The sequence below is a fragment of the Rhizobacter sp. genome (genome assembly GCF_046595475.1).
Classification (GTDB): Bacteria; Pseudomonadota; Gammaproteobacteria; order Burkholderiales; family Burkholderiaceae_C; genus Rhizobacter.
Genome location: NZ_JBKJOQ010000004.1, coordinates 40935 through 64258, shown reverse-complemented (window position 1 = coordinate 64258; position 23324 = coordinate 40935). Strand labels below are relative to the sequence as shown.

At 63.0% G+C, this 23324-nt stretch carries 24 protein-coding genes, 1 tRNA gene and 1 pseudogene; 7 read left to right on the top strand and 19 right to left on the bottom strand.

All coding sequences use genetic code 11. The features are described from left to right. The 11 genes from AC30QB_RS00945 to AC30QB_RS00895 all read right to left on the bottom strand — a co-directional run. A partial coding sequence (locus AC30QB_RS00945; protein ID WP_489544305.1) for an NADH-quinone oxidoreductase subunit D-related protein occupies positions 1–720 on the bottom strand: 720 nt, incomplete at its 3' end. 25 nt (positions 721–745) lie between these two features. Next, positions 746–1342, bottom strand: coding sequence for an NADH-quinone oxidoreductase subunit C (locus AC30QB_RS00940; protein ID WP_489544304.1), 597 nt, complete (start codon positions 1340–1342; stop codon positions 746–748). Positions 1343–1348: 6 nt separating this feature from the next. Beyond that, positions 1349–1825: a NuoB/complex I 20 kDa subunit family protein gene (locus AC30QB_RS00935; RefSeq protein WP_489544303.1), complete on the bottom strand. Its 477-nt coding sequence runs from the start codon at positions 1823–1825 to the stop codon at positions 1349–1351. A gap of 4 nt (positions 1826–1829) precedes the next feature. Then, positions 1830–2189, bottom strand: a complete 360-nt coding sequence (locus tag AC30QB_RS00930) for an NADH-quinone oxidoreductase subunit A (protein WP_489544302.1) — start codon at positions 2187–2189, stop codon at positions 1830–1832. 62 nt (positions 2190–2251) lie between these two features. Beyond that, a tRNA-Leu gene (locus AC30QB_RS00925) sits at positions 2252–2336 on the bottom strand. A 161-nt stretch (positions 2337–2497) separates the two neighbouring features. Next, entirely contained in the window at positions 2498–2896 is a 399-nt protein-coding gene (gene secG / locus AC30QB_RS00920; RefSeq protein WP_489544301.1) for a preprotein translocase subunit SecG, read from the bottom strand. Between the two features lie 33 nt (positions 2897–2929). After that, positions 2930–3670, bottom strand: coding sequence for a triose-phosphate isomerase (gene tpiA, locus AC30QB_RS00915; RefSeq protein ID WP_489544300.1), 741 nt, complete (start codon positions 3668–3670; stop codon positions 2930–2932). Positions 3671–3687: 17 nt separating this feature from the next. Next, positions 3688–4674, bottom strand: a complete 987-nt coding sequence (locus AC30QB_RS00910) for an NAD(P)H-quinone oxidoreductase (RefSeq protein WP_489544299.1) — start codon at positions 4672–4674, stop codon at positions 3688–3690. A gap of 54 nt (positions 4675–4728) precedes the next feature. Beyond that, positions 4729–6843, bottom strand: coding sequence for a polyribonucleotide nucleotidyltransferase (pnp, locus tag AC30QB_RS00905; protein ID WP_489544298.1), 2115 nt, complete (start codon positions 6841–6843; stop codon positions 4729–4731). A 200-nt stretch (positions 6844–7043) separates the two neighbouring features. Next, entirely contained in the window at positions 7044–7310 is a 267-nt protein-coding gene (gene rpsO / locus AC30QB_RS00900; protein ID WP_489544297.1) for a 30S ribosomal protein S15, read from the bottom strand. A gap of 145 nt (positions 7311–7455) precedes the next feature. After that, the gene (locus AC30QB_RS00895) at positions 7456–8607 is read right to left on the bottom strand and encodes a pyridoxal phosphate-dependent aminotransferase (RefSeq protein WP_489544296.1); all 1152 of its coding nucleotides are present in this window, start codon (positions 8605–8607) and stop codon (positions 7456–7458) included. Between the two features lie 135 nt (positions 8608–8742). On the opposite strand from AC30QB_RS00895, the gene AC30QB_RS00890 reads away from it, so the two are divergent. Then, positions 8743–9168, top strand: a complete 426-nt coding sequence (locus AC30QB_RS00890; RefSeq protein WP_489544295.1) for an Hsp20/alpha crystallin family protein — start codon at positions 8743–8745, stop codon at positions 9166–9168. A 7-nt stretch (positions 9169–9175) separates the two neighbouring features. Here the strand turns inward: AC30QB_RS00890 and tsaD are convergent, their stop codons facing one another. Then, positions 9176–10204, bottom strand: coding sequence for a tRNA (adenosine(37)-N6)-threonylcarbamoyltransferase complex transferase subunit TsaD (tsaD, locus tag AC30QB_RS00885; RefSeq protein WP_489544294.1), 1029 nt, complete (start codon positions 10202–10204; stop codon positions 9176–9178). Positions 10205–10353: 149 nt separating this feature from the next. Here tsaD and AC30QB_RS00880 point away from each other — a divergent pair, with 149 nt between their 5' ends. The 3 genes from AC30QB_RS00880 (at position 10354) to AC30QB_RS00870 (ending at position 12680) form a co-directional block, all read left to right on the top strand. Then, a complete protein-coding gene (locus AC30QB_RS00880) occupies positions 10354–10680 on the top strand; it encodes a hypothetical protein (protein WP_489544293.1) in 327 nt (108 codons plus the stop codon). Positions 10681–10757: 77 nt separating this feature from the next. Continuing rightward, entirely contained in the window at positions 10758–11402 is a 645-nt protein-coding gene (locus AC30QB_RS00875; RefSeq protein WP_489544292.1) for an ANTAR domain-containing response regulator, read from the top strand. 75 nt (positions 11403–11477) lie between these two features. Beyond that, on the top strand, positions 11478–12680 hold the full coding sequence (locus tag AC30QB_RS00870) for a CmpA/NrtA family ABC transporter substrate-binding protein (RefSeq protein WP_489544291.1): 1203 nt from the start codon (positions 11478–11480) through the stop codon (positions 12678–12680). Between the two features lie 101 nt (positions 12681–12781). On the opposite strand, the gene AC30QB_RS00865 is transcribed toward AC30QB_RS00870, so the two are convergent. The 4 genes and pseudogenes from AC30QB_RS00865 to AC30QB_RS00850 all read right to left on the bottom strand — a co-directional run bounded on the left by AC30QB_RS00865 (position 12782) and on the right by AC30QB_RS00850 (position 16992). After that, entirely contained in the window at positions 12782–13624 is an 843-nt protein-coding gene (locus AC30QB_RS00865) for an ABC transporter ATP-binding protein (protein ID WP_489544307.1), read from the bottom strand. A 417-nt stretch (positions 13625–14041) separates the two neighbouring features. Then, positions 14042–14593: pseudogene (locus AC30QB_RS00860) on the bottom strand (ABC transporter ATP-binding protein); the annotation flags it as partial. 29 nt (positions 14594–14622) lie between these two features. Continuing rightward, positions 14623–15591, bottom strand: coding sequence for an ABC transporter permease (locus AC30QB_RS00855; RefSeq protein ID WP_489544290.1), 969 nt, complete (start codon positions 15589–15591; stop codon positions 14623–14625). A gap of 33 nt (positions 15592–15624) precedes the next feature. Continuing rightward, positions 15625–16992: a CmpA/NrtA family ABC transporter substrate-binding protein gene (locus AC30QB_RS00850; RefSeq protein WP_489544289.1), complete on the bottom strand. Its 1368-nt coding sequence runs from the start codon at positions 16990–16992 to the stop codon at positions 15625–15627. Between the two features lie 457 nt (positions 16993–17449). Here AC30QB_RS00850 and AC30QB_RS00845 point away from each other — a divergent pair, with 457 nt between their 5' ends. From AC30QB_RS00845 to AC30QB_RS00835, 3 genes are read left to right on the top strand one after another with little or no spacing between them, the layout of a single operon-like run. Continuing rightward, entirely contained in the window at positions 17450–19594 is a 2145-nt protein-coding gene (locus tag AC30QB_RS00845) for an ATP-binding protein (RefSeq protein ID WP_489544288.1), read from the top strand. After that, on the top strand, positions 19591–19974 hold the full coding sequence (locus tag AC30QB_RS00840; protein WP_489544287.1) for a response regulator transcription factor: 384 nt from the start codon (positions 19591–19593) through the stop codon (positions 19972–19974). Before AC30QB_RS00845 ends, AC30QB_RS00840 begins: the two co-directional genes overlap by 4 nt. A 3-nt stretch (positions 19975–19977) precedes the next feature. After that, positions 19978–20436, top strand: a complete 459-nt coding sequence (locus tag AC30QB_RS00835; RefSeq protein ID WP_489544286.1) for a chemotaxis protein CheX — start codon at positions 19978–19980, stop codon at positions 20434–20436. 144 nt (positions 20437–20580) lie between these two features. On the opposite strand, the gene fdx is transcribed toward AC30QB_RS00835, so the two are convergent. From fdx to hscB, 3 genes are read right to left on the bottom strand one after another with little or no spacing between them, the layout of a single operon-like run. Next, the gene (fdx, locus tag AC30QB_RS00830; protein ID WP_489544285.1) at positions 20581–20919 is read right to left on the bottom strand and encodes an ISC system 2Fe-2S type ferredoxin; all 339 of its coding nucleotides are present in this window, start codon (positions 20917–20919) and stop codon (positions 20581–20583) included. Between the two features lie 9 nt (positions 20920–20928). Then, entirely contained in the window at positions 20929–22785 is a 1857-nt protein-coding gene (gene hscA / locus AC30QB_RS00825) for a Fe-S protein assembly chaperone HscA (protein WP_489544284.1), read from the bottom strand. Positions 22786–22789: 4 nt separating this feature from the next. Then, on the bottom strand, positions 22790–23308 hold the full coding sequence (gene hscB, locus AC30QB_RS00820) for a Fe-S protein assembly co-chaperone HscB (RefSeq protein ID WP_489544283.1): 519 nt from the start codon (positions 23306–23308) through the stop codon (positions 22790–22792). Positions 23309–23324 lie beyond the last annotated feature (16 nt).

Here is a 23324-nt window from a genome sequence, read left to right as displayed (position 1 = left end):
GAAGCCGAGGTTCAGCGCGCGCTCCGGCGACACCACGCCGATGCCCACGGTGCGCTGCTTCCAGATGCGGTTGTCGGTGAGCAGCGTCTCGTAGTCGTCGACGTTGGCCGGAAAGCGCTGGCAGAAGTCGTCGATGAAATCGAGCAACGATCCCGAGCGGTTCTCGTTCAGTCGGGAGATGGCCTTGGCGTTGTGAATCTTCGACGCCTTGTACTGGGGCATCGAATCGGGCAGGTCACGGTAAACGCCGCCCGGCCGAAAATACGCCGCATGCATACGCGCGCCAGATACCGCTTCGTACATGTCGAACAGCGTTTCGCGTTCGCGAAAGCAGTAGATCAGCATGTTCATCGCGCCACAGTCGATGCCGTGTGCACCCAGCCACATCAGGTGATTGAGCAAGCGCGTGATCTCGGAGAACATCACGCGGATGTACTGCGCACGCTCGGGCACGTCGACCCCCAGCAGGCGCTCGATGGCCAGGCAGTAGGCGTGCTCGTTGCACATCATCGACACGTAATCGAGGCGGTCCATGTAGGGCAACGACTGGATGTAGGTCTTGCTCTCAGCCAGCTTCTCGGTGGCGCGGTGCAAGAGACCGATATGCGGGTCGGCGCGCTGGATCACTTCGCCGTCAAGCTCCAGCACGAGGCGCAGCACGCCGTGGGCGGCCGGGTGCTGCGGTCCGAAATTGAGCGTGTAGTTTTTGATTTCAGCCATGGAGTCTTGCTTCGCGCTCGCGCGCTCAGTGCAGCCCGCCGTAGTTGTCTTCGCGAATGATGCGCGGCGTGATCTCGCGCGGCTCGATCGTGACCGGCTGATAGATCACGCGTTTCTGTTCGGGGTCGTACCGCATCTCGACGTGGCCCGAGGTCGGGAAATCTTTGCGGAACGGGTGACCAATGAAACCGTAGTCGGTAAGGATGCGGCGCAGGTCGACGTGGCCTTCGAACAAGATGCCGTAGAGGTCGAAGGCTTCGCGCTCGAACCAGTTGGCTGAGTTCCAGACCGGGGTGATCGACTGCACCGAAGGCAGATCGTCATCGGGGCAAAAGACCTTGAGCCGCACGCGCCAGTTGTGGGTGATGGACAGCAGGTGCGACACCACGCCGAAGCGCAGGCCTTCTTGCGGCTCGTCTTTGTAGGCGGAGTAGTCGACGCCGCAGATATCGACGAGCTGCTCGAAGCGCAGAGCGGCACTGTCGCGCAGCTGGGTGGCCACAGCGAGGTAGTCGACCGCAGCCACGGTGATCGTGATTTCACCGCGGTCGCGCACCAGCTTCTTGATGCGCTGGCCTAATTCGGCTTCAAGTGTCGCCTGAAGAATATCGAGTCTGCTCATGGGGGCTCAGCGCGCAATGGTGTTTTCGCGGCGGATCTTGGCTTGCAGCTGCAAGATGCCGTAGAGCAGGGCCTCGGCCGTCGGTGGGCAGCCTGGCACATACACGTCGACCGGCACGATGCGGTCACAACCGCGCACCACCGAGTAGCTGTAGTGGTAGTAGCCGCCACCGTTGGCGCAGGAGCCCATGGAGAGCACCCAGCGCGGCTCGGCCATCTGGTCGTAGACCTTGCGCAAGGCCGGCGCCATCTTGTTGCACAGCGTGCCGGCGACGATCATCAGATCTGATTGGCGCGGGCTCGGGCGAAACAGCATGCCGAAACGGTCGATGTCGTACCGCGCCGCACCGGCGTGCATCATTTCAACCGCGCAGCAAGCCAAGCCAAAAGTCATGGGCCACAAGGAACCAGTCTTGGACCAGTTGATCAGCGCGTCGACGCTTGTGGTGACGAAGCCCTCTTTCAGAACACCTTCAATTCCCATGTGACTACTCCCAATCCAGGGCGCCCTTTTTCCACTCGTAGGCGAAGCCCACGACCAGAATGCCCAGGAACAACATCATGGCCCAGAAGCCCGCCACACCGATCTCGCGCAGCGATACGGCCCACGGGAAGAGGAAAGCAATTTCCAGGTCGAAAAGGATGAAGAGGATGGCGACGAGGTAGTAGCGCACATCGAACTTCATGCGAGCGTCTTCAAACGCTTCGAAACCGCATTCGTAAGGGGAGTTCTTGGCAGCATCAGGACGATGCGGGCCGAACAGGAAGCCAAGCACCTGAGGCGCTACACCCACCGCCACACCAACCAGGATGAACAAGATCACAGGAAGGTAAGGGGCCAGATTCATGGTGAGCGTGTTTGGCTTTTTGATGCCGGCAAGGCACTGGGTAAGCGCCTTGCCGATAGATCTGGTGCCGACGGCGAGACTCGAACTCGCACAGCTTTCGCCACTACCCCCTCAAGATAGCGTGTCTACCAATTTCACCACGTCGGCCTAACGGTTTGCTGCCACGCGACTGCTGGCAGCGGCGTCTGGATTGCATGAGGAGTAGCTCACCAGACAGCCGTAAATTCTAACCTCAAACCCTAGGCAGTCTTGGCCGCCTGCTGCATCGCAGCAGTCAACTTTTTACCCCGTGACACGGCAACGCAAGCTCACTTCTGCGGAATGGCCGCGCCCGAAGCAGCAACTGCCGACGCAGAGGCCGCCACAGGCGCAGAAGCCGAGGTGCCCGGAATCAGCACCGCGGCGCTGGCCGGAGCGCTAGCGGCCTGCGCTGCGCGGTCGAGCACGCTGGTACCCGTCGTCGTGTTGCGATGGTTGGCCGAGTAGGCCAGTGCGAGCGTGCAGCAGAAGAACACTGCCGCGCAAACCGCGGTTGAGCGCGAAAGGAAGTTGGCACTGCCGGTGGCGCCAAAAAGGCTGCCCGATGCGCCACTGCCGAACGAGGCACCCATGTCTGCACCTTTGCCGTGCTGGATCAGCACCAGCCCGATCATGACCAAGGCCGCAAGAATCTGCAGGGCCACCACGACGTTCATCAACACTTGCATTTCTTATGCTCCAAAAAATTCTTCAGGCTCGGCTCAGCTTGCTGCCTTGCAGATGGCGGCAAAGTCCGACGCCTTGAGGGATGCGCCGCCGATGAGCCCGCCATCGATGTCGGGCTGCGAAAACAGCTGCACCGCGTTGTCGGCTTTCACGCTGCCGCCGTACAGGATCAACATTTCGTCTGACTTTTGAGTGGCGGCGTGCAACTGGGCACGCAGCAGCGCATGCACCGCTTGCGCTTGCTCCGGCGAGGCCGTTTTGCCGGTGCCGATGGCCCACACAGGCTCATATGCCACCACAACCTGCGAGATGCAGTGCGCCAGCGTGTGAATCACAGCCGACAGCTGGCGCTTCACCACCGCATCAGTCTGCCCGGCTTCGCGCTCTGCCAGCGTTTCACCCACACACACGATGGGCGTGAGCTTATGAGCCAATGCAGCTTTGGCCTTGTCAGCCACCAGTTGATCGGACTCGGCGTGAAACGCGCGGCGCTCCGAGTGGCCCACGATGGCGTAGTGGCAGCCGAATTCGGCCAGCATCGCCGCCGACACCTCGCCGGTGTAGGCACCCAACTCGTGTGCCGAACAATCTTGTGAACCCCAAACGATGCGGCTGCCCTGCAGCGACAGCGCCACGTCAGCCAGATAGGGGAACGGCGCACACACTGCAACGCTCGCGTCCCAAGGCTCGGCGGCCTTCAGCGCAGCCAGCAGCTCGGCATTGGCCACGCGACCGCCGTTCATCTTCCAGTTGCCAACCACTAATTTGCGACGCATGGGTTTGATTCCCTGATTCACCATGTCAAGACGAGCTTGCCGATGTGCTCGTTAGATTCCATCAGCGTGTGTGCCTGCGCGGCTTGCTCGGCTGGAAACACCTTGAAGATCACCGGTTTGACCTTGCCTGCTTCCAGCCACGGCCACACCTGTTGCCGCAGGGCCTGCGCGATGGCCGTCTTGAACGCAATGGGCCTTGGCCGCAGGGTCGAGCCTGTAACGGTGAGACGCTTGCGCATCACCACGCCGGCGTCGATCTGCGCTTCCACGCCACCTTGCACTGCGATCATGACCAGGCGGCCGTCTTCGGCCATGCAACTCAGCTCACGCGCCACATAGGGGCCTGCCACCATGTCGAGCACGACGTTCACGCCGCGCTTCTGTGTGATGCGCATCACTTCAGCAGCGAAGTCTTGGCTGCGGTAGTTGATGGCGTGATCAGCACCCAGCGAGACGCATGCAGCGCATTTCTCATCGCTGCCTGCCGTGGCAATGACAGTCGCACCCCAAGCCTTGGCCAGCTGGATGGCGGTGACGCCAATGCCGCTCGTGCCGCCCTGCACCAGCAGCGTTTCGCCCGGCTGCAGGCGTGCACGGTCGAAAACATTCGACCAGACGGTGAAGAAGGTCTCGGGCAGGCTGGCGGCGTCGATGTCGCTCAGGCCTGCCGGCACCAGCAAGCATTGGCCGATCGGCGCCACGCAGAGCTCGGCGTAGCCACCACCCGCGACCAGGGCGCAAACACGATCCCCCAGCTTCAGGCCAGCAGCCACCATGGCTTCACGGTCGCCTTCAACGATGCTGCCCGCGACTTCCAGGCCCGGTAGATCAGACGCACCTGGCGGCACCGGATAGTGCCCCTTGCGCTGCAAAACGTCGGGCCGGTTCACGCCAGACGCCGCTACACGAATCAGCACCTCGCCGGTACCCGCGACCGGCGCCGGCCGCTCAGCGGGGCGCAGAACCTCGGGTGCGCCGAAGGACGCAATTTCAATGGCTTTCATGGCATGCAGGCTCAGGTGTGAAGAGAGAAGCGGGCTGCAAGCAGCCCGACCTCATCAGTCGTGTGCAGGCAGAGCTTCACGCTCGATCAGCGCCTTCATTGACAGCTTGACGCGACCCTTCTCGTCGGTCTCAAGCACCTTGACCTTGACCACTTGGCCTTCTTTCAGGAAGTCGGTGACCTTCTCGACGCGCTGATGCGCGATCTGGCTGATGTGCAGCAGGCCGTCCTTGCCCGGCAGCAGGTTCACGAGTGCACCGAACTCCAGAATCTTGGTGATTGGGCCTTCGTAGATCTTGCCCACTTCCACTTCGGCGGTGATCTCTTCGATGCGCTTCTTGGCGTGGGCGGCCTTGTCGGCATCGGCCGAGGCGATGGTGATGGTGCCGTCTTCGCCGATGTCGATCGTGGTGCCGGTCTCTTCGGTCAGCGCACGGATGGTCGCGCCGCCCTTGCCGATCACGTCACGGATTTTCTCGGGGTTGATCTTCATGGTGTACAGGCGCGGGGCGAACTGCGACACCTCGGTGTTGGCGGTGCCCATGGCCTCAACCATCTTGCCAAGGATGTGCAGACGCGCTTCCTTGGCTTGCGCCAGCGCCACTTGCATGATTTCCTTGGTGATGCCCTGGATCTTGATGTCCATCTGCAGCGCGGTGATGCCACCGGTGGTGCCAGCGACCTTGAAGTCCATGTCACCGAGGTGATCTTCGTCACCCAGAATGTCGGTCAGCACGGCGAAGCGGTTGCCGTCCTTGATCAGGCCCATGGCAATGCCGGCCACGTGTGCCTTGAGTGGCACGCCAGCGTCCATCAGCGCCAGACAGCCGCCGCAGACGGAAGCCATCGACGAAGAGCCATTGGACTCGGTGATTTCAGACACCACGCGCATCGAGTAAGGGAACTCAGTGCGGTCAGGCAGCACCGCGACGAGCGCGCGCTTGGCCAGGCGGCCGTGGCCGATTTCGCGGCGCTTAGGGGTGCCCACGCGACCGGTTTCGCCAGTGGCAAACGGAGGCATGTTGTAGTGAAGCATGAAGTGCTCTGAAAATTCACCGGCGAGAGCATCGATCTTCTGCGAGTCTCGGTCGGTGCCGAGCGTGGCAGCGACCAGGGCCTGTGTTTCACCACGGGTGAACAGGGCCGAGCCGTGCACGCGCGGCAGCACGCCGTTGCGGATTTCGATCTGGCGCACGGTGCGGGTGTCGCGGCCGTCGATGCGGGGCTCGCCCGACAGAATCTGGCTGCGCACGATCTTGGCTTCGATGTCGAACAGCACGTTGTCGACGTTGACCTTGTCGAACGCTGTGCCTTCGGCAGTGAGCGCTGCCAGCGTGGCAGCCGTCACTTCACGCGTGGCATGCGTGCGGGCTTGCTTGGAGCGAATCTGGTAAGCAGCGCGCAGCTTCTCTTCAGCCAATGCGCCAACCTTGCCGATGAAGGCTTCGTCCTTGGCGGGCGCTTTCCAGTCCCAGGCCGGCTTGCCGGCATCACGCACCAGGTCGTTGATCGCGGCAATGGCGATGTTGCCTTGCTCATGGCCGAACACGATGCCGCCGAGCATGATCTCTTCGCTCAGTTGCTTGGCTTCAGACTCGACCATCAGCACCGCTGCTTGCGTGCCGGCGACCACCAAGTCCATCTGCGATTCGAGCAGCTGGGTCTTGCCGGGGTTCAGCACGTACTGGCCGTTGATATAGCCCACGCGCGCAGCACCGATGGGGCCGTTGAACGGGATGCCCGAGATGGCCAACGCGGCGCTGGAGCCGATGAGTGCGGCGATGTCGGCCGAGACTTCAGGGTTCAGCGACAGCACGTGGATCACCACCTGCACTTCGTTGTAGAAGCCTTCGGGGAACAGCGGGCGCAGCGGGCGGTCGATCAGGCGCGAGGTGAGTGTTTCGAGCTCGCTGGGGCGGCCTTCACGCTTGAAGAAGCTGCCAGGGATTTTGCCCGCAGCGTAGGTCTTCTCGATGTAGTCGACCGTCAGCGGGAAGAAGTCTTGGCCCGGCTTCGGGTTCTTGGCCCCGACCACGGTGGCCAGGATGACGGTGTCTTCGATGTCGACGATCACGGCACCACCGGCTTGGCGAGCGATCTCGCCCGTTTCCAGCTTCACGGTGTGCTGACCCCATTGGAAGGTCTTGGTGACTTTGTTGAACATGCTCATGTATCTCTCCTTTGATAGTCGGCGCCTTTCGGGCGGTGCCTTGAGACCCGGAGCTGTGGCAACCTGGCGCGATGCCATTCCAGAGGGGCTCCGTGCGGAACGCCGTTGGAATGACACATCGTCATCGTTGGGTGCCTGGCTCCAAATGCAAAGAGCCTGTGCTGGCGAATCCAGACAGGCTCTTCACTATTTTGCGCAAATTACTTGCGCAGACCCAGTTTCTGGATCAACGCGGTGTAGCGGTCTGCGTCGGTGTTCTTCAGGTAGGCCAACAGGCTCTTGCGGGTGTTGACCATCTTCAGTAGGCCACGGCGACCATGATGGTCTTTCAGGTGGAGCTTGAAGTGGGGGGTCAGGTCGTTGATGCGGGCGGTGAGCAGTGCAACTTGCACTTCAGGGGAGCCCGTGTCGTTCGCACTGCGTGCGTTGGCCTTGACGATTTCAGACTTGAGTTCAGCGAAAGACATGTCAGTTTCCTGGTGTCCGGCCGCAGGTGACTGACTTTTCGTCAATGCTATTGCTGCGGTTTCGGGGTTGCGACTTGCGGTAGCGGGAGAAACCTTCCCGCGCCGTGCTTTGTCTCCGGGCGTACGAAATGCACGGAGCCTTTGATTATAGGCCAAGGACACGGCCCAGGCGACCTACCCCTTCCACCAGCCGCGCCGGGTCGCGCGAGGCGAAGCACCAGCGCAGCCAGCCTTCGGCCTCGTCACCAAAGGCGACGCCGGGCGCCAGCCCCAGCCCAACGTCTTCGACCAGGCGTTTGGCGAAGGCGAGCGAGTCGTCTTGGCCCTCTACCCGAAAGAAGGCATACATCCCACCGCTGGGCGTGGCGACGCTCACCCCCGGCAACGCGGCCAAACGTGGGAGCAGCGTGTCCCGGCAAGTTTTCAGGCGCTGAACGAGGCCGGGCACGAAGGCATCGGCTTCCCGCACGGCGGCCAGACCGGCGCGCTGGACGAACACCGGCGCGCAAGAGGTGTTGAACTCGATCAGCTTAGCGACATCACCCGAAAACCCGGACGGCAACACCAACCAGCCCAGCCGCCAGCCCGTCATCAGAAAGCTCTTGGAGAAGCTGTGGGCCACGACCAGAAGATCGTGGGCGTCAGCAATGTCGAGAAAGCTGGGCGCGGCGCGCTGGCCGGGCTCGAAGTAGATGCGCTCGTAGACCTCGTCGGCCACGATCCAGGTGCCAGTACGTCGGCAGTGCGCGAGCAATGCTTGCTGCTCTTCGCGGGTGAGCGTCCAGCCCGTCGGGTTGTTGGGTGCGTTGATGAGCACGGCCCGCGTCTGCGGCGTGATCGCCCCCAACAGCGCAGGCAGATCGAGCACCCAGGCGTCGTCTTTCACAGTCAACGACACGCGCCTCACCTGCGCGCCCAAGATGGCAGGTTGTGCGGTGATGTTGGGCCACACCGGGACAACCGCCACCACCTCGTCGCCAGGGCCAACGATCAACTGGCTGGCGATCATCAGCGCACTCACACCCGATGAGGTAACGGCAATGCGATCAGCCGCGATGGGGCTGTGCAGACCGCTCAACTGCTCGGCCAGCGCCTCGCGCAGTTCGGGCAAACCAAGGTTGTGTGAATAGAAAGTTTCGCCCGCACGCAGCGACGCGATCGCCGCTTCGCTCACAGCCAGAGGCGTCGCCTCGTCGCTTTCGCCGAACCAGAAGGCCAGCACGTCGCTCCGGCCAAGGCCCGCATTGGCCACCTCGCGAATCTTGGAAGCCGGTAAACCAGCAATGGCAGGTCTCATGATCAGCCGATGCTAGCGGGGTTGAAGAAGTCAGATTTCAAGCCCCTTGAAAACAAAAATGCGGAACCTAGTTGAGGGCCATGGGTTGCTGCACGGTGCGGTAGCCACGGTTGAATCTTCAAGGAGATACCTCTCATGTTTCTGTTCCCTGCCCCAGTCGCTTCCACCCGCCGCGTCAACCCCACCCTTTCGCGCGCCATCGACCACCTGTTCAACGACAGCTACCTGTCCGGCGAGCCGCGCGTGCCGGCACTCGACGTGGCCGAGAGCGACACCGCATACACCCTGACCCTCGATCTGCCCGGCTTGGCCAAGGATCAGCTGAAGGTGACGGTGCAAGGCCGCTGCGTCAACATCGAAGCCAACGCCACTGCGGCACAGGCCAAGGAAGGCGAACGCGTGCTCTACCGCGAGCGCAGTGCAGCGCAATACGCACGCACCGTGAGCTTGCCTGCCGAAGTAGACCAGTCCACCTCCAGCGCCAAGTTCGAGAACGGCGTGCTCACCTTGACGCTGGCCAAGAGGGTGCCGACCGGCGCCACGCAGATCAGCATCAGCTGATGCACGATCAGGCGGCCGCAAGCTCCCAACGCGGCCGCACATCAAACGCATAGTCGCGGCTGGTGGCCGCGATACCGCGCTGCAGCCTCATGGCCGCGGCGAGCGCGATCATCGCGCCGTTGTCGGTGCACAGCGCCAGTTCGGGGTAATGCACCCTGCACTGGCGCTTGGCACATTCGGCGTTCAGCATTTCGCGCAAGCGGGCGTTGGCACCCACGCCGCCGGCTACGACCAGTCGCTTCAGGCCGGTCAACTTCAATGCGGCCAACGACTTTTTCACCAGCACCTCGACGATGGCCTGCTGAGTCGACGCCGCCAGGTGCGCCTTGTCTTGCTCGCACACGTTGCCGAGCTTTAGCAGCTGGGTGCGCACCGCCGTCTTGAGCCCCGCAAACGAGAAATCGAGGTTGCCACTGTGCAGCAGCGGCCGCGGCAGGTTGAAGGTGCCGGCATCGCCAAACTCAGCCAGACGCGCGAGCGCCGGGCCACCGGGGTAGCCCAGGCCCATCATCTTGGCCGACTTGTCGAAGGCCTCCCCGGCAGCGTCGTCGATGGTTTCGCCGAGCAGCTCGTATTGGCCGACGTCGTCCACACGCATCAACTGCGTGTGGCCTCCCGACACGAGCAGCGCAACAAACGGAAACTCAGGCGGGTCGCTCGCCAGAAACGGGGAGAGCAGATGCCCTTCCAGGTGATGTACGCCCAACACCGGTTTGCCCAGCGCCGCACCCAAGGCGCAAGCCACACCCGCACCCACCAGCAAGGCCCCCGCCAGGCCTGGGCCACGCGTGTAGGCCACCACATCAATGCTGGCGAGGTCACAGGCGGCCTCAACCAGCACTTGTTGAGTCAAAGGCAGCACACGCCGAATGTGATCGCGTGACGCCAGCTCGGGCACCACGCCGCCATAGGCTTGATGCATGTCGATCTGACTGTGCAGGGCATGCGCCAGCAAGCGCGGCACACCGCTTGCATCGGCGTCGACCAACGCCACACCGGTCTCGTCACACGATGACTCCACACCCAGAACTCTCATCGAGCCGAGTGTACCGAGCGCAACACTGCGCCCAAAAATGCCTGTGGTTACCCACAGCTTTGCATCGGTGTTTTCCCGCGAAACCCCTAGAAGCTCTTCACGTCAACAGGTTCGCGCACTAATCTGCACATCCGAGCAATTGCCACGATGTGATTGCCAACAACGACAGTCAGTTGGGGAAATCCACCATGAAGGAATACCGTCTGGTCGCTTGGGCCGATCTTCCTGCGCCGTATCACCACACGGCCTATCGCCGTATGCTGAGCGATTTGTCACACCGATACATGTCGGTGGCCCAACTGGCGGCCGAAAGTGGTGCACGGCGCACCGAAGTCCGGCAATTTCTGGAGATGCTCAACAGCCGAGGCCTGCTGGCTGACCGCGATCTGTTCACCTCGGAGTCGGTCTTCGGCTCCCTGCGACCACTGGGCGGCTGGATTCGCAACGCCCTGACCACGTCGGCAAACGACCGCTGACGCGCCATTTGTCTCGACGAAGCCCGCCTTTGGCGGGCTTCGTCGTTTCTGGCGCAGATGTTGCAGTTTTGTGCACCATGACCGCGCCCCGACCGAGCTCCCCTGCAAACGCCCTGCGCATCGTGATCGTGGCACCTGACCTGGTGTCAGACGACTCGGAATCCCAGGCCGGAACCGAGACCGAGCGGTACAGGCGCCTGAACATCGGCCTGCTTGAGAACGGCTACAACATCGCGGCGGTCTTGCCAGCCGATGTGTTCCTGTCTGACCGGCTCGCACAGATCGCGCCCGACATGATCATCATCGACGCCGAGAGCCAAGCCCGCGACATGCTCGAGCACGTGGTCATGGCAACGCGCGACGCGCGCCGGCCCATCGTGCTATTCACCGAAGACCATGACACCTCACACGTGCCTGCGGCCATTGCGGCGGGGGTTACCGCCTACGTGGTGGCTGGCCTTGAAACCGACCGCATTCGGCCGGTACTCGATGTGGCGTTGGCGCGCTTCAAGCACCAGGAGTCCTTGCTGCAGGCACTGGCAGACGCTCGCACCGAGCTGAGCGACCGCAAGTTGATCGACCGCGCCAAGGGCCTGCTGATCAAGCGCCACAACCTGCCCGAAGCCGAGGCCTATGCCCGCATGCGCAAGACCGCCATGGACAAGGGCCTGAAGATCGCCGAGGTGGCACAACGCATCGTCGACATTGCCGAGTTGCTTTGATAGGCGTGCATCACGCCTGCCAACTGAACCCGCACCTCAGGCTTGGCACGGGGCTTGCCTTTTCAGCCTGAACCCATGAACCCAAACACACCGGGCAGCAACGGCCGTTCGCCGCGGCCCATTCTTCGACTCACCGGGAGCGACAGACCCGAGCTGGCAGAGGTGCGCATCGGCTTCATGCCGCTCACCGATTGCGCGTCAGTGGTGATGGCGTCAGCCCTCGGCTTCGACCGCAAGCACGGCATTCGCATCGTGCCCACGCGTGAATCATCCTGGGCCGCCGTGCGTGACAAGCTCGCGCGCGGTGACCTCGACATGGCGCACGCACTCTACGGCCTGGTCTACGGTGTGCACCTGGGTGTGGGCGGGCCGAAGAAAGACATGGCCGTGTTGATGACGCTCAACCAAAACGGCCAAGGCCTCTCTCTCTCGCGGCGCATCACCGAGCAAGGCGCGGTGGACTTGCCTTCGCTGGCTGCGCTGGTCAGAAAGCGGCCGGGGGCCTGCACCTTTGCACAAACCTTTCCCACCGGCACGCATGCCATGTGGCTCTACTACTGGTTGGCGTCGGGTGGCATCGACCCGTTTTCAGATGTGAAGACAGTGGTCGTGCCCCCGCCGCAAATGGTGGCCTACACGCGCAGCGGTCAGATCGACGGTTTCTCTGTGGGTGAACCCTGGAACCACCGCGGCATCCTCGACGGTGTTTCCATTCACGCGGCGAGCTCGCAAGACGTGTGGCGGGATCACCCCGAAAAGGTGATGGCCACGACCAGCGACTTTGTGGCACGCCACCCCCACACTTGTCGCGCCGTGGTGATGGCCCTGCTGGAAGCCAGCCGCTGGATCGACGCCAGCCCGGACAACCGCCTGAAGATGGCCGAGACCATTGCGTCGACGAGCTATGTGGACGCCTCGGTCGATGTCATTCGGGAGCGCATCGTCGGTTGCTATGCCAACGGCCTGGGGCGCACCTGGGAAGACCCGCACCACATGCAGTTCTTCCGCGATGGCGAGGTCAACTACCCCTACCTGTCCGACGGCATGTGGTTCCTGACCCAGCACAAGCGCTGGGGGCTGCTGAAAGAACACCCCGACTACCTGGCCGTGGCGCAAGAGGTCAATCGCACAGCCCTGTACAGCGAGGCCGCGTCAGCCCTTGGCATTGCCGTGCCCAACTCGCCCATGCGCACCAGCCGTTTGATCGACGGCAAGGTCTGGGACGGCTCGAACCCGCAAGCCTATGCCGACAGTTTCGAGATCGGTTGGCGCGGCTGATGCACCGGGTGACATGCCGGGTGACACGCCGGGTGTCACACGACCGGACAAGACAAAACAGCCGCTCGAAAGCGGCTGTTTGCATTCAACGCGGCCCCGCTTCAGTGCTGCCTACCGCACTCTTCCAGGAAGGTGATCAGCTCCTCACGCAGCTCGTAGTAGCGTGGGTGCGCCAGCAGCTCTGCGCGCGAGCGCGGGCGCGGCAGCGTCACCTCCATGATCTTGCCGATCTTGGCGCGGGGGCCGTTGGTCATCATCACCACACGGTCGGCGAGCAAGATGGCCTCGTCGACATCGTGTGTGACCATCACGGCGGTGACCTGGTTGCGCGCCCACACCTCCATCAGCACCTCTTGCAGATCCCATCGCGTGAGTGAATCCAGCATGCCGAAGGGCTCGTCCAGCAAGAGCAGCTTGGGCGACAACGCGAATGCCCGCGCGATGCCCACGCGCTGCTTCATGCCGTTGGAAAGATCTTTCGCCAGCTTGTGCATGGAGTCACCCAGGCCCACACGCGACAGGTAGTACTCGACCGTGTTGCGACGCTCGGCCGAGGAAGCCTCAGCAAACACCCGCTTCACGCCCAGCATGACGTTGTCGTAGGCCGTGAGCCACGGGATGAGGCTGGGGGCTTGAAATACCAGACCGCGGTCAGGCCCGGCGCCCACCACCTCGCGGCCGTCGAGAATGATGCCGCCCTCGCTGATGCCCGTCAGCCCCGCCACCATCGACAAAACAGTGGACTTGCCGCAGCCCGAGTGGCCGATCACCGAAATGAACTCGCCCTTGCGCATGCGCATGTCGAAACCGTCGACCACGGTCTGTGGGCCCTTGGGGGTCGGGTAGACCTTCACCACTTGCGAAAACTCAACAAAACGGTCGTCGGAAATCTTCTGTTGCGCCACCGCGTCAACGGCCGACGCCACCCCCTCGGCCTGCGCCATCTCCTGCAGCTGCGCTGCGTGTCGCAGGCGCGTCAACGAAGCCAGGGAGGGCAGCTTGCTGCGCTCCACCTTGGGCACCAGCGTCGGCAAGGGAATCACCTTGGCACTGCCACCCTGGCCGCGCTGGTGGGCGATGTCGATCAGGTACTTGGTGATCTCGCCGCGCAGCGCCTTGAAGCGCGGGTCATGGTTCATTTCACGCCGGTCGCGAGGCCGCGGGATGTCAACCTTGAATGCCGGCCCCAAGGTCGCCTTGGGCCCCGGGTTGAGCGGGATGATCCGGTCGGCCAGCATCAACGCTTCGTCTACGTCGTTGGTGATCAGCAGCACCGTCTTCTTCTGCTCGCTCCAGATGCGTGTGATCTCGTCTTGCAGGTTGGCGCGGGTCAGCGCGTCGAGTGCTGACAAAGGCTCGTCCATCAGCAACACATCGGGGTTGGTGGCCAAGGCACGTGCCACCGACACGCGCTGGCGCATGCCGCCCGAAAGCTGCGAAGGTTTTTTGTCGATGGCGGCGGTGAGGCCGACCATCGAGACGTATCGCAGCACACGCTCATTGCGCGCCTTGGCAGATTCGCCAGCGTGCACGCGGTCGACCGCCAAGGCGATGTTGTCTCGCACGCTCAACCAAGGCATCAGCGAATAGCTCTGAAACACAACGCCCCGGTCGGGCCCCGGGCCACGTATGGGCTGGCCCTGCTTGAGCACCAGCCCTTCGTCTGCGGTGAGCAACCCCGACAAGAGATTGATCAGCGTGGTCTTGCCACTGCCCGAGAAGCCCACGATGGCGACAAACTCACCCGGCGCAATGCTCAGGTTGATGTCGTGCAGCACTTCAGCCGCCCCAGCGCCACGCCCGAATCGCTTGCTCACGCCGCGCAACTCAAGCGCCGCGGTTGCGGCCACCGGTGTGATCGCCTTGCGCGAGACAAGCGCACTTGAGTCAGGCACAGCCAGGGCTTGCGCCATTTGCATGTTGGTTCCCATGGTTGGCTCCATCACGCTCGCGAAACAAGGTTTTGCAGACCGAGCATCAGCCGATCTAGCAAGAAGCCCACCACCCCGATGGTGAACACGGCCACCATGATTCGGCTCAAGGAGTCGGAGCTGCCGTTCTGGAATTCGTCCCAGACGAATTTGCCCAGGCCCGGGTTCTGCGCCAGCATTTCTGCAGCGATCAACACCATCCAGCCCACACCGAGCGACAAGCGCATGCCGGTAAAGATGTAAGGCAATGCAGACGGCAAGATGATCTTGCGAACCTTGGTGCCCCAAGGCAGCTGCAAAACCTTGCTCACGTTCATCAGGTCTTTGTCGACCGAGGTCACGCCGATGGCGGTGTTGAGCAGCGTCGTCCAGAGCGAACACAAGGTCACCGTGATGGCCGAGATCAGGAACGATTTCTGGAACATTGGCGTGCCGGTGGTCACGTAGACGGCGCTCACGATCAGCGTGACGATGGGCAGCCAGGCCAAAGGAGACACCGGCCGGAAGATCTGCACCATCGGGTTCAAGGCCGACTGCACGATGCGCGAAGAGCCGCACAAGATGCCCAGGGGCACCGCAATGACCGTGGCGATCAGAAAGCCGGTGAACACGGTGATCAGGCTGGTGATGATCTGGTCGATGTAAGTGGGCCTTCCGGTCCAGTTGAACACCCGCACTTCAGCCTTCGGGTCTTCCGCAAGGCGCTCCTTGTTGCGCTCGTCCTGGCGCTTGTAAAACTCTGCACGCTTTTGACGCTCGGCCACGTGGTCGGCCAAAAGCGTAGCAACCTGCTCGGCCACCTGAGCCGGCCCGGGCACTGCGCCCAGGCTGGTCTGGATGCGTGAGGCGCTGAAGGCCCACAACCCGAGGAACATGGCAAACGCAATGACGGGCACACCCAGGTTCATGAACAGCGCACGCGCCATGTCAGCGGGGGCTCGCCCGCCCAGGGCACCAAACAACTTGGCAACTTGTTCCATGTGTCGTTCCTCGAAAGTTCTGGGTTGCTTCGCTCAGGCGCTCTTGTCGGCCTTGAGGCCGATCTTGAATTTCTTCAGGTAGTCGCTGGGCTTCTTGCCGTCGTAGACGATGCCGTCGATGAAGCCGCTTTGCGGGCCACGGAAGCCGTCTGACTTGACCGGGAAGTCAGTCGCCTTGGCCTTGCCTTCGGCAATCAGCGCATCAGCCGCCTTCATGTAGATCTCGGGGCGGTACACCTTCTTCGCGGTCTCGAAGTACCAGCTGTCGGGCTTGTTGTCGCCAATCTGGCCCCAGCGGCGCATTTGCGTCAGGTACCAGATGGCATCGCTGTAGAACGGGTAGGTGGCGTGGTAGCGGAAGAACACGTTGAAGTCGGGCATCGGGCGCTTGTCGCCCTTCTCGTATTCGAAGGTGCCGGTCATGCTGTTGCCGATCACCTCGGCGTCAGCGCCCACGTAGTTGGACCTCGACAGAATCTTCACCGCCTCGATCCGGTTGGCCATGCTGGCGTCGAGCCACATGCAGGCGCGGATCAGCGCCTTGATCACTGCAATGTGGGTGTTGGGGTTCTTCTCGGCCCAGCCCGAGGTCACACCAAACACCTTCTCGGGGTTGTTCTTCCAGATCTCGTCGTCGGTGATCACCGGCACGCCTATGCCCTTGAACACAGCCTGCTGGTTCCACGGCTCGCCCACGCAGTAGCCATTGATGGTGCCGGCCTCCAGGGTGGCGGGCATCTGCGGCGGCGGCGTGACCGAGAGAAGCACGTCGGCGTTCGAGGTGCCCGAAATATCGCTCGCGGTGTAGTACCCCGGGTGCAGACCACCGGCCGCCAGCCAGTAGCGAAGCTCGTAGTTGTGCGTCGACACGGGGAAGACCATGCCCATCTTGAAGGGCTTGCCTTCCTTCTTGTACTTGTCGACCACGACCTTGAGCGCGTCGGCCTTGATGGGGTGCTTGACGCGGCCACCTTCCATGGGCAGCAGCGGCTTCATTTCTTGCCAAACCTGGTTGGACACGGTGATGGCGTTGCCATTCAAGTCCATGCTGAAGGCGGTGATGATGTCGGCCTTGGTGCCGAAGCCGATGTTGGCGCCCAAGGGCTGGCCTGCCAGCATGTGCGCGCCATCGAGTTGGCCGTCGATCACGCGGTCGAGTAGCACCTTCCAGTTGGCCTGCGCCTCCAGCGTGACAAACAAGCCCTCGTCGTCAAAGAACTTCTTCTCGTAGGCGATGACAAGAGGCACACAGTCCGTCAGCTTGATGAAGCCGAATTTCACCGCCTCCTTTTCCGGCCGCGCCTTCTTTTGTGCAAAGACTGGCAACACGGCAGAGGCGCCTGCCAACGCCGTGGCGTTGGCAATGAAGCGACGTCGATTGAGCTGCGAACGATTGGTCATCAAGGGTCTCCCGGTGCATGGAACAAGTTGAAGGCAGAAACAAAAACAGCGCCCGATCGCCAACGCGCGACCGCCAAGCTGCGCATTGAACGATCGGACGCCGTTGCCCAAGGTTCGATAATTTGTGAGGCACTTTCTCGTGCCGTCGTGGCTACCTAAGCAGATGACATGCCAGGGCCGCGCAACCCCCTTTTCTCCCAGTAGGCGCGCGTGACGAAGACTGTGGGCACAAGGCTCACCATTTCGGTGCTGCAGCGCAGCATTGGTGCGCGCATGCGGCCTGCCCCCCAGGTTTGGGTGAGCGGCGGTTGTGTTCAAAAGAGGTGGTTTGCAAGCGCGCCCCGAGTGCTCAGCGCGCCTCGCGGCGATCCACTGCCGCGCATCAGGCCCTTTTTTTGCGTGAGCACTTGTCGATCGGCACGACGCATAGCCCGCCCAGCCTTCAGGAAGGAAACCCATGCCTCTACACGGCGCCACCGGCCTCGCTCTCAACCCATCAGCAATGCCCATAGCCGGCGACGGCGTGCCCAGTCGATCGCGCAAGGCTGCTTTTTCATTGGGCAAGTACCGCGAAATCATCACTGCGGTGGCGCTCTTCCTGCTGTTCGACTTGGCGGTTCTGGTACTGAACTTCTACGTCTCGTTCCAGATTTCAGAAGACGCCGTCGCCATCAACTTGGCCGGCCGCCAGCGCATGCTCACGCAGCGCTTGTCCAAGGCCTCGTATGCGTCCGAGCTGGCGGTGACGAGTGGCCCCGTGCCACAGACCCTGCTCGCCGAATTGCAGCTCGCCAGCCGGCTTTTCGACAGCACGCTGCAAGGCTTTCGCTACGGCGCGCAAGTGACCGGCGGCGATGGGCGCTCCGTTCAGTTGCCGGCGGCGTTGGGCCCCAAGAGCGCTGACATCCTGGCCCGCGCATTGGCGGTGTGGGAGCCATGGCGACAAACGCTTGACGCTCTGCGCGAAGCCGACACCATAGCCCAGCCGGGCTACGTGAAAGTGGCGGCCGACTATGCGCGCGCCAACAATCTCGCCTTGCTTGGATTGATGAACGAGCTCACCACCGACCTCGAAGGCGCGGCCTCAAAGCGTGCCTCCACGCTGCGCTTGGTGCAAACCGGCGGCATCGTGCTCGCGCTGCTCAACTTCCTGTTCATCCTCTTCAAGTTCATCCGCCGGCTGCGGCAATCGGACGCCGCGGCCGAGCAGGCGAGCGGCGAGACGCAAGAAATCTTGTCGGTTGTGCGAGAAGGCCTGTTCTTGCTCACACCTGACATGAAGCTCGGCACCCAGATTTCGCGCTCAGTGGTTGGCATGTTCGGCCGCAATGCCTTGGCTGGCGACGACTTCGTTGCGTTGCTCTCCCCGCTGGTGTCGGCCAAGACCCTGGACGACGCGCGCGGCTACATGGAGCTGCTGTTCACCCCGCACGTGAAAGAAGACCTGGTGCAAAGCATCAACCCTCTCACCGAAGTGGAGCTCTCGCTGACCGATGCGCTCGGCCACCGCAAGCCGCGCTTCCTGTCGATGCAGTTCAGCCGGGTGCTCGAAGGGCGCGAAGTGAAGCACCTCCTGGTGACGGTGCAAGACGTGACACCTCGCGTCGAGCTTGAGAAGCGGTTGGCAGGAGAGCAGCGGCGCGCCCAGCGCGAGTTCGATCTGCTGGTGCAGGCCTTCGAGGCCGACCCCACCGCGTTGCGCAGCTTTGTCGACCGCGCAGAAGCCTCACTGCTGTCGGTCAATGATTTGCTGCGCGAGGTCGAGGCCGGATCAGACGCCAAACGCATGCGCCGCACGGTTGACGCCGTTTACCGACACGTCCATTCCGTCAAAGGGGAGGCAGCGATGCTGTCGCTCGACCTGCTCAGCGCCACGGCGCACGAGTTCGAGTCACAGCTGCAGACTCTGCGCGAGTCAGAGGTCGTCAGCGGAGAAGCCTTGTTGGCCCTGCCCCTGCCGCTGGAAGAGCTGCTGACCCGCCTGCAAGCACTCAAGCGATCGGTGCTGCGCGAGCGCGCCTTGCCAGTAGAAACGCTGCCGCACGCTACCGACCAGCTCAAAGGCCAGCTCGCCACTTTGGTGGCGCGCATTGCGAGCGCAACCGCCAAACCCGCTCGCCTGTCGGCTCAGCTCGAAGCGCTGGCCACCTTGCCAGCACACACGCGAGACGCCCTGACCCAGATCGCCTTGCAGCTGGTGCGCAATGCTGTCTTCCACGGCGTGGAAGACGCCACCACCCGCGCCGCGCAAGGCAAACCGACCGAAGCCTGCATAGAAGTGGAAGTCTCCCGCGACGATGACCAGCAATTGCAGCTGCTGGTGCGCGACGACGGCTCTGGCCTGAGCGCCGAACGTGTGCGCAGCCGGCTGCTGGCGCTCGGCTGGTTCAACGAAGCGCAGCTGGCCGAGATGAGCACCTCGCAAATCGTCTCGCAGGTGTTCAAACCCGGCTTTTCCACCGCAGACAAGACTGATGAGCATGCGGGCCGCGGCGTCGGGCTAGACATCGTGGCGCACGAGGTACGGCGCCTGGGTGCGCGGCTGCTGGTGTCTAGCCGCATGAACCAAGGCACGGCCTTTCGGGTGAAGCTCGCAACATGAGCGGGATGAAATTGCTCGTGGTTGATGACTCGAACATCGTGCGCTCGCGCATCGCCCGCGTGGTGCAAAGCGGTGCACTGGGCAATGTGACCCTGATCGGCTTGGCCCGCAACGGCGAGGAGGCCCTGCGCGCCGCGCGCCAGGCCGCGCCCGATGTCGTGACCATGGACCTGACCATGCCCGAGATGGACGGCCTGGCCTGTATCCCTGCGCTGCTGGCCTTGCACCCCCGCACGCGCATCCTCGTGGTCAGCGCGCTCGACGACAAATCGACCGCCATTCGCGCTCTGCGCCTGGGTGCGCATGGCTTTCTACCCAAGCCGTTCTCGGACGAAAGCCTTCAACTCGCCCTCGCGGGCCTACTCGACCACACCTGCTGAGCCATGGCCGCCTTGAAAGAATCCGAACTGCGCTTGTTCATCGACTCGGTGAGCCGCTACTTCAACGTGACGAGCCGCATCGCCCCCGAGATCACCTCAGCCTTCTTGGGCATGGGCGCGCTGCCCTGCCACGACTTCAACGGCATCGTGAGCTTCTCGGGGCGCTTCAGCGGGCAGGTGATCGTGTCGCTGCCGGCGGCGGCGTTGAAAGAGCTGTTGCTGATCCAGCGCGAGACCAATCTGTCGCAAGCCAACCTGCTGGACGCCGTGGGCGAGATCGCCAACACCCTGGCCGGGAACGCCCGCAAGAGCCTGGGCCAAGACCTGGAGATCTCTGTCCCCAGGGTGGTGCATGGCCGAGCCGCCAATGAGGCCAGTGCACGCCAACATCCTTACGTCATCACCTTCCGCTGGAACACCTACCCCGGCATGGTGTGTGTGGATCTGGCGGCGGCCGCCTGAGGCGACCCGGCAGGCACAGTGCTTGCTGATATGTCAGCGGCAAGGGCGATGCGCTTGCCGACTGTCTCCTCAGTAGGGCCCCAGCCCTTTTCATAAAACCTCTGGCCCGCAAGGCCAGGGGTTTTTTTTCGCATGCCGCCGACCTCAGTGCTTCTCTTTGGCGTGATTGATCGAGTACTTGGGAATTTCGATCGTCACGTCCTTCTGAGCAAGGATGGCCTGGCATGAGAGGCGGGAACTCGGCTCCAGGCCCCAGGCGCGATCCAGCAGGTCTTCTTCCACTTCGTCGATCTCACCCAGCGAGCTCAAGCCCTCGCGCACCACCACGTGACAGGTGGTGCAAGCCGCGCTCATCTCGCAAGCGTGCTCGATCTCGATGTCGTGCTCAAGCATGGCCTCGCAAAGCGAAGTGCCAGGCGTGGCCTCGATCTGCGCGCCTTGCGGACAGTACTCGGGGTGGGGAAGGATCTTGATGATGGGCATCTTGTGTGCTCAGACTTCTTCGACGCGCCGGCCAGCCAGTGCCCGGCGGATACCGCGGTTCATGCGTTCGGCAGCGAAGGCTTCAGTGCCTTTGGCGAGCGCCTCGACAGCGGTGTCGATGGCCGCATGGTCTTCGCTCAGGCTGATGGATTCAAGTGAAGACAGCAAGGCTTGAATGCTGGCTTTCTCGTCGGTGGCCAACAGATCACCGTCGGCCACCAGTGCGGCGCGAGTGGCCAATAGCATGCGCTCGGCCTCGACGCGTGACTCACGCAAGCTGCGCGCACGCATGTCGGCCTCGGCGGTGCTGAAGCTCTCGGTCAGCATGCGCGCCACTTCGTCGTCCGACAGGCCGTAACTGGGTTTGACGGAAATGGAGGCTTCGACGCCCGAACCTTCTTCACGCGCACTCACGGCCAGCAGGCCATCGGCATCGACCTGGAAGCTCACGCGTATGCGCGCCGCGCCCGCCACCATCGGAGGGATGCCGCGCAGCTCGAAGCGCGCCAACGAGCGGCAATCGCTCACCAGCTCGCGCTCGCCTTGCAGCACGTGTATGACCATGGCGGTCTGGCCGTCTTTGAAGGTGGTGAAGTCTTGCGCACGCGCCGTGGGGATAGTGCTGTTGCGCGGGATGATGCGTTCGACCAAACCGCCCATGGTCTCCAGGCCCAGCGAAAGCGGGATCACATCGAGCAGCAGCAGCTCGTCGGCCCCTGCGTTGCCGGCCAACGCGTTGGCCTGAATGGCGGCGCCGAGTGCTACCACTTCGTCGGGGTTGAGGTTCGTCAGCGGCGTCTTGCCGAAGAACGCGGCCACCGCGGCCTGCACCTGCGGCATGCGGGTAGAGCCGCCCACCATCACGACGCCCTGTACGTCATCTTTTGCCGACTTGGCGTCGCGCAGCACCTTGCGCAGCGCGCCCATGGTGCGGGCCATGAGGTCTTGCGTAAGCGACTGAAACTCATCGCGCGTCACGCGCACCGACAGCTCGCCACCGCTCAAAGGGCAGGCCAAGGTGGCGTGATCGGCAGAAGACAGCTTTTCCTTGGCCGCACGGGCGGCCACCAGCACGGCGCGTTTGTCTTGCGGGGTGGTGGCGGTGAGGCCGGCGTGTGCCAGCGCCCAATCAGCAAGCAAACCATCAAAGTCGTCACCACCCAAGGCTGAGTCGCCACCGGTGGCAATCACCTCGAACACGCCTTGCGTCAGGCGCAACAGCGAAATGTCGAAGGTGCCGCCGCCGAGGTCGTACACCGCATAGAGACCTTCGGAGCTATTTTCCAGACCGTACGCAATCGCCGCGGCCGTGGGTTCGTTGATCAAGCGCAGCACGTTGAGGCCGGCGAGCTGGGCGGCGTCTTTCGTGGCCTGGCGCTGTGCATCATCGAAGTAGGCCGGCACGGTGATCACGGCACCGAACAAGTCGTCGGCGAAGGTGTCTTCAGCGCGGTAGCGCAGCGTGGCCAATATCTCGGCCGACACCTCGACCGGCGACTTGATGCCGTCGACCGTGTTGACCTGCACCATGCCGGGGGCATCGACGAAGTCGTAAGGCAGCTTCTCGCGCTGGGCGATGTCGGCCAGCCCACGCCCCATGAAGCGCTTGACCGACACGATGGTGTTGCGCGGGTCGGTGGCAGCCTCCATCAAGGCCTCGTGGCCGATCTGGCGGCGCCCGGCTTCGAGGTAGCGCACGGCAGAGGGAAGGATTACGCGGCCGGCCGAATCGGGCAGACACTCGGCCACGCCGTTGCGCACCGCGGCCACCAGAGAATGCGTGGTGCCGAGGTCAATGCCCACCGCAATGCGGCGCTGATGCGGGTCGGGGGTGCCGCCGGGTTCTGAAATCTGAAGCAAGGCCATGGCGCTATTGTCCCAGCGCTTCGAGGCGGCGATCGACGTCGTCCGCAAAGCGCTCAACGAACATGAGGGCTCTCACCTGTTGGGCGGCGGCGATGAAATCGCGCTGCTCGTCAAGCGTGATTTGCAGCCTCACCAAGGCCTCTTTGCGGTGCGTGGTGACCGCATCGGCCAAGGCCTCGACGTCGCTCAACGAAGAGGCTTCGTCGAGCGCCTCACGCCACTCCATCTGCTGCATCAGAAAACCGGGCGGCATGGCGGTGTTGTTCTCGGCGTTGACAGGTGCCCCATTCAGCTCACACAGATAGGCTGCGCGCTTGAGTGGGTCTCGCATGCGCTGATAAGCCTCGTTCACGCGCACGGCCCATTGCATGGCCACGCGCTGAGAGGCCGCGCCTTCGGCCGCGAAGCGATCAGGGTGCACCTGCGCCTGCAGCTCACGCCAGCGGTTGTCGATCAGAGGGCGGTCTTGCGCGAAACGCGGCGGCAAGCCCAGCAGGGTGAAGTCGTCGTCGTCCAGCTTCACGACACGCTCGATTCGT

What these genes read in the sequence shown, in the direction of transcription:
- AC30QB_RS00870 (WP_489544291.1), top strand. Translation starts at nt 11,478, where the DNA reads ATGAACCCAAACACACCGGGCAGCAACGGCCGTTCGCCGCGGCCCATT.
- AC30QB_RS00865 (WP_489544307.1), bottom strand. Translation starts at nt 13,624, where the DNA reads ATGGCGCAGGCCGAGGGGGTGGCGTCGGCCGTTGACGCGGTGGCGCAA.
- AC30QB_RS00855 (WP_489544290.1), bottom strand. Translation starts at nt 15,591, where the DNA reads ATGGAACAAGTTGCCAAGTTGTTTGGTGCCCTGGGCGGGCGAGCCCCC.
- tpiA (WP_489544300.1), bottom strand. Translation starts at nt 3,670, where the DNA reads ATGCGTCGCAAATTAGTGGTTGGCAACTGGAAGATGAACGGCGGTCGC.
- fdx (WP_489544285.1), bottom strand. Translation starts at nt 20,919, where the DNA reads ATGCCCATCATCAAGATCCTTCCCCACCCCGAGTACTGTCCGCAAGGC.
- AC30QB_RS00930 (WP_489544302.1), bottom strand. Translation starts at nt 2,189, where the DNA reads ATGAATCTGGCCCCTTACCTTCCTGTGATCTTGTTCATCCTGGTTGGT.
- tsaD (WP_489544294.1), bottom strand. Translation starts at nt 10,204, where the DNA reads ATGAGAGTTCTGGGTGTGGAGTCATCGTGTGACGAGACCGGTGTGGCG.
- secG (WP_489544301.1), bottom strand. Translation starts at nt 2,896, where the DNA reads ATGCAAGTGTTGATGAACGTCGTGGTGGCCCTGCAGATTCTTGCGGCC.
- AC30QB_RS00890 (WP_489544295.1), top strand. Translation starts at nt 8,743, where the DNA reads ATGTTTCTGTTCCCTGCCCCAGTCGCTTCCACCCGCCGCGTCAACCCC.
- AC30QB_RS00850 (WP_489544289.1), bottom strand. Translation starts at nt 16,992, where the DNA reads ATGACCAATCGTTCGCAGCTCAATCGACGTCGCTTCATTGCCAACGCC.
- AC30QB_RS00910 (WP_489544299.1), bottom strand. Translation starts at nt 4,674, where the DNA reads ATGAAAGCCATTGAAATTGCGTCCTTCGGCGCACCCGAGGTTCTGCGC.
- AC30QB_RS00940 (WP_489544304.1), bottom strand. Translation starts at nt 1,342, where the DNA reads ATGAGCAGACTCGATATTCTTCAGGCGACACTTGAAGCCGAATTAGGC.
- AC30QB_RS00845 (WP_489544288.1), top strand. Translation starts at nt 17,450, where the DNA reads ATGCCTCTACACGGCGCCACCGGCCTCGCTCTCAACCCATCAGCAATG.
- AC30QB_RS00935 (WP_489544303.1), bottom strand. Translation starts at nt 1,825, where the DNA reads ATGGGAATTGAAGGTGTTCTGAAAGAGGGCTTCGTCACCACAAGCGTC.
- rpsO (WP_489544297.1), bottom strand. Translation starts at nt 7,310, where the DNA reads ATGTCTTTCGCTGAACTCAAGTCTGAAATCGTCAAGGCCAACGCACGC.
- AC30QB_RS00840 (WP_489544287.1), top strand. Translation starts at nt 19,591, where the DNA reads ATGAGCGGGATGAAATTGCTCGTGGTTGATGACTCGAACATCGTGCGC.
- hscA (WP_489544284.1), bottom strand. Translation starts at nt 22,785, where the DNA reads ATGGCCTTGCTTCAGATTTCAGAACCCGGCGGCACCCCCGACCCGCAT.
- AC30QB_RS00875 (WP_489544292.1), top strand. Translation starts at nt 10,758, where the DNA reads ATGACCGCGCCCCGACCGAGCTCCCCTGCAAACGCCCTGCGCATCGTG.
- AC30QB_RS00895 (WP_489544296.1), bottom strand. Translation starts at nt 8,607, where the DNA reads ATGAGACCTGCCATTGCTGGTTTACCGGCTTCCAAGATTCGCGAGGTG.
- AC30QB_RS00835 (WP_489544286.1), top strand. Translation starts at nt 19,978, where the DNA reads ATGGCCGCCTTGAAAGAATCCGAACTGCGCTTGTTCATCGACTCGGTG.
- pnp (WP_489544298.1), bottom strand. Translation starts at nt 6,843, where the DNA reads ATGAGCATGTTCAACAAAGTCACCAAGACCTTCCAATGGGGTCAGCAC.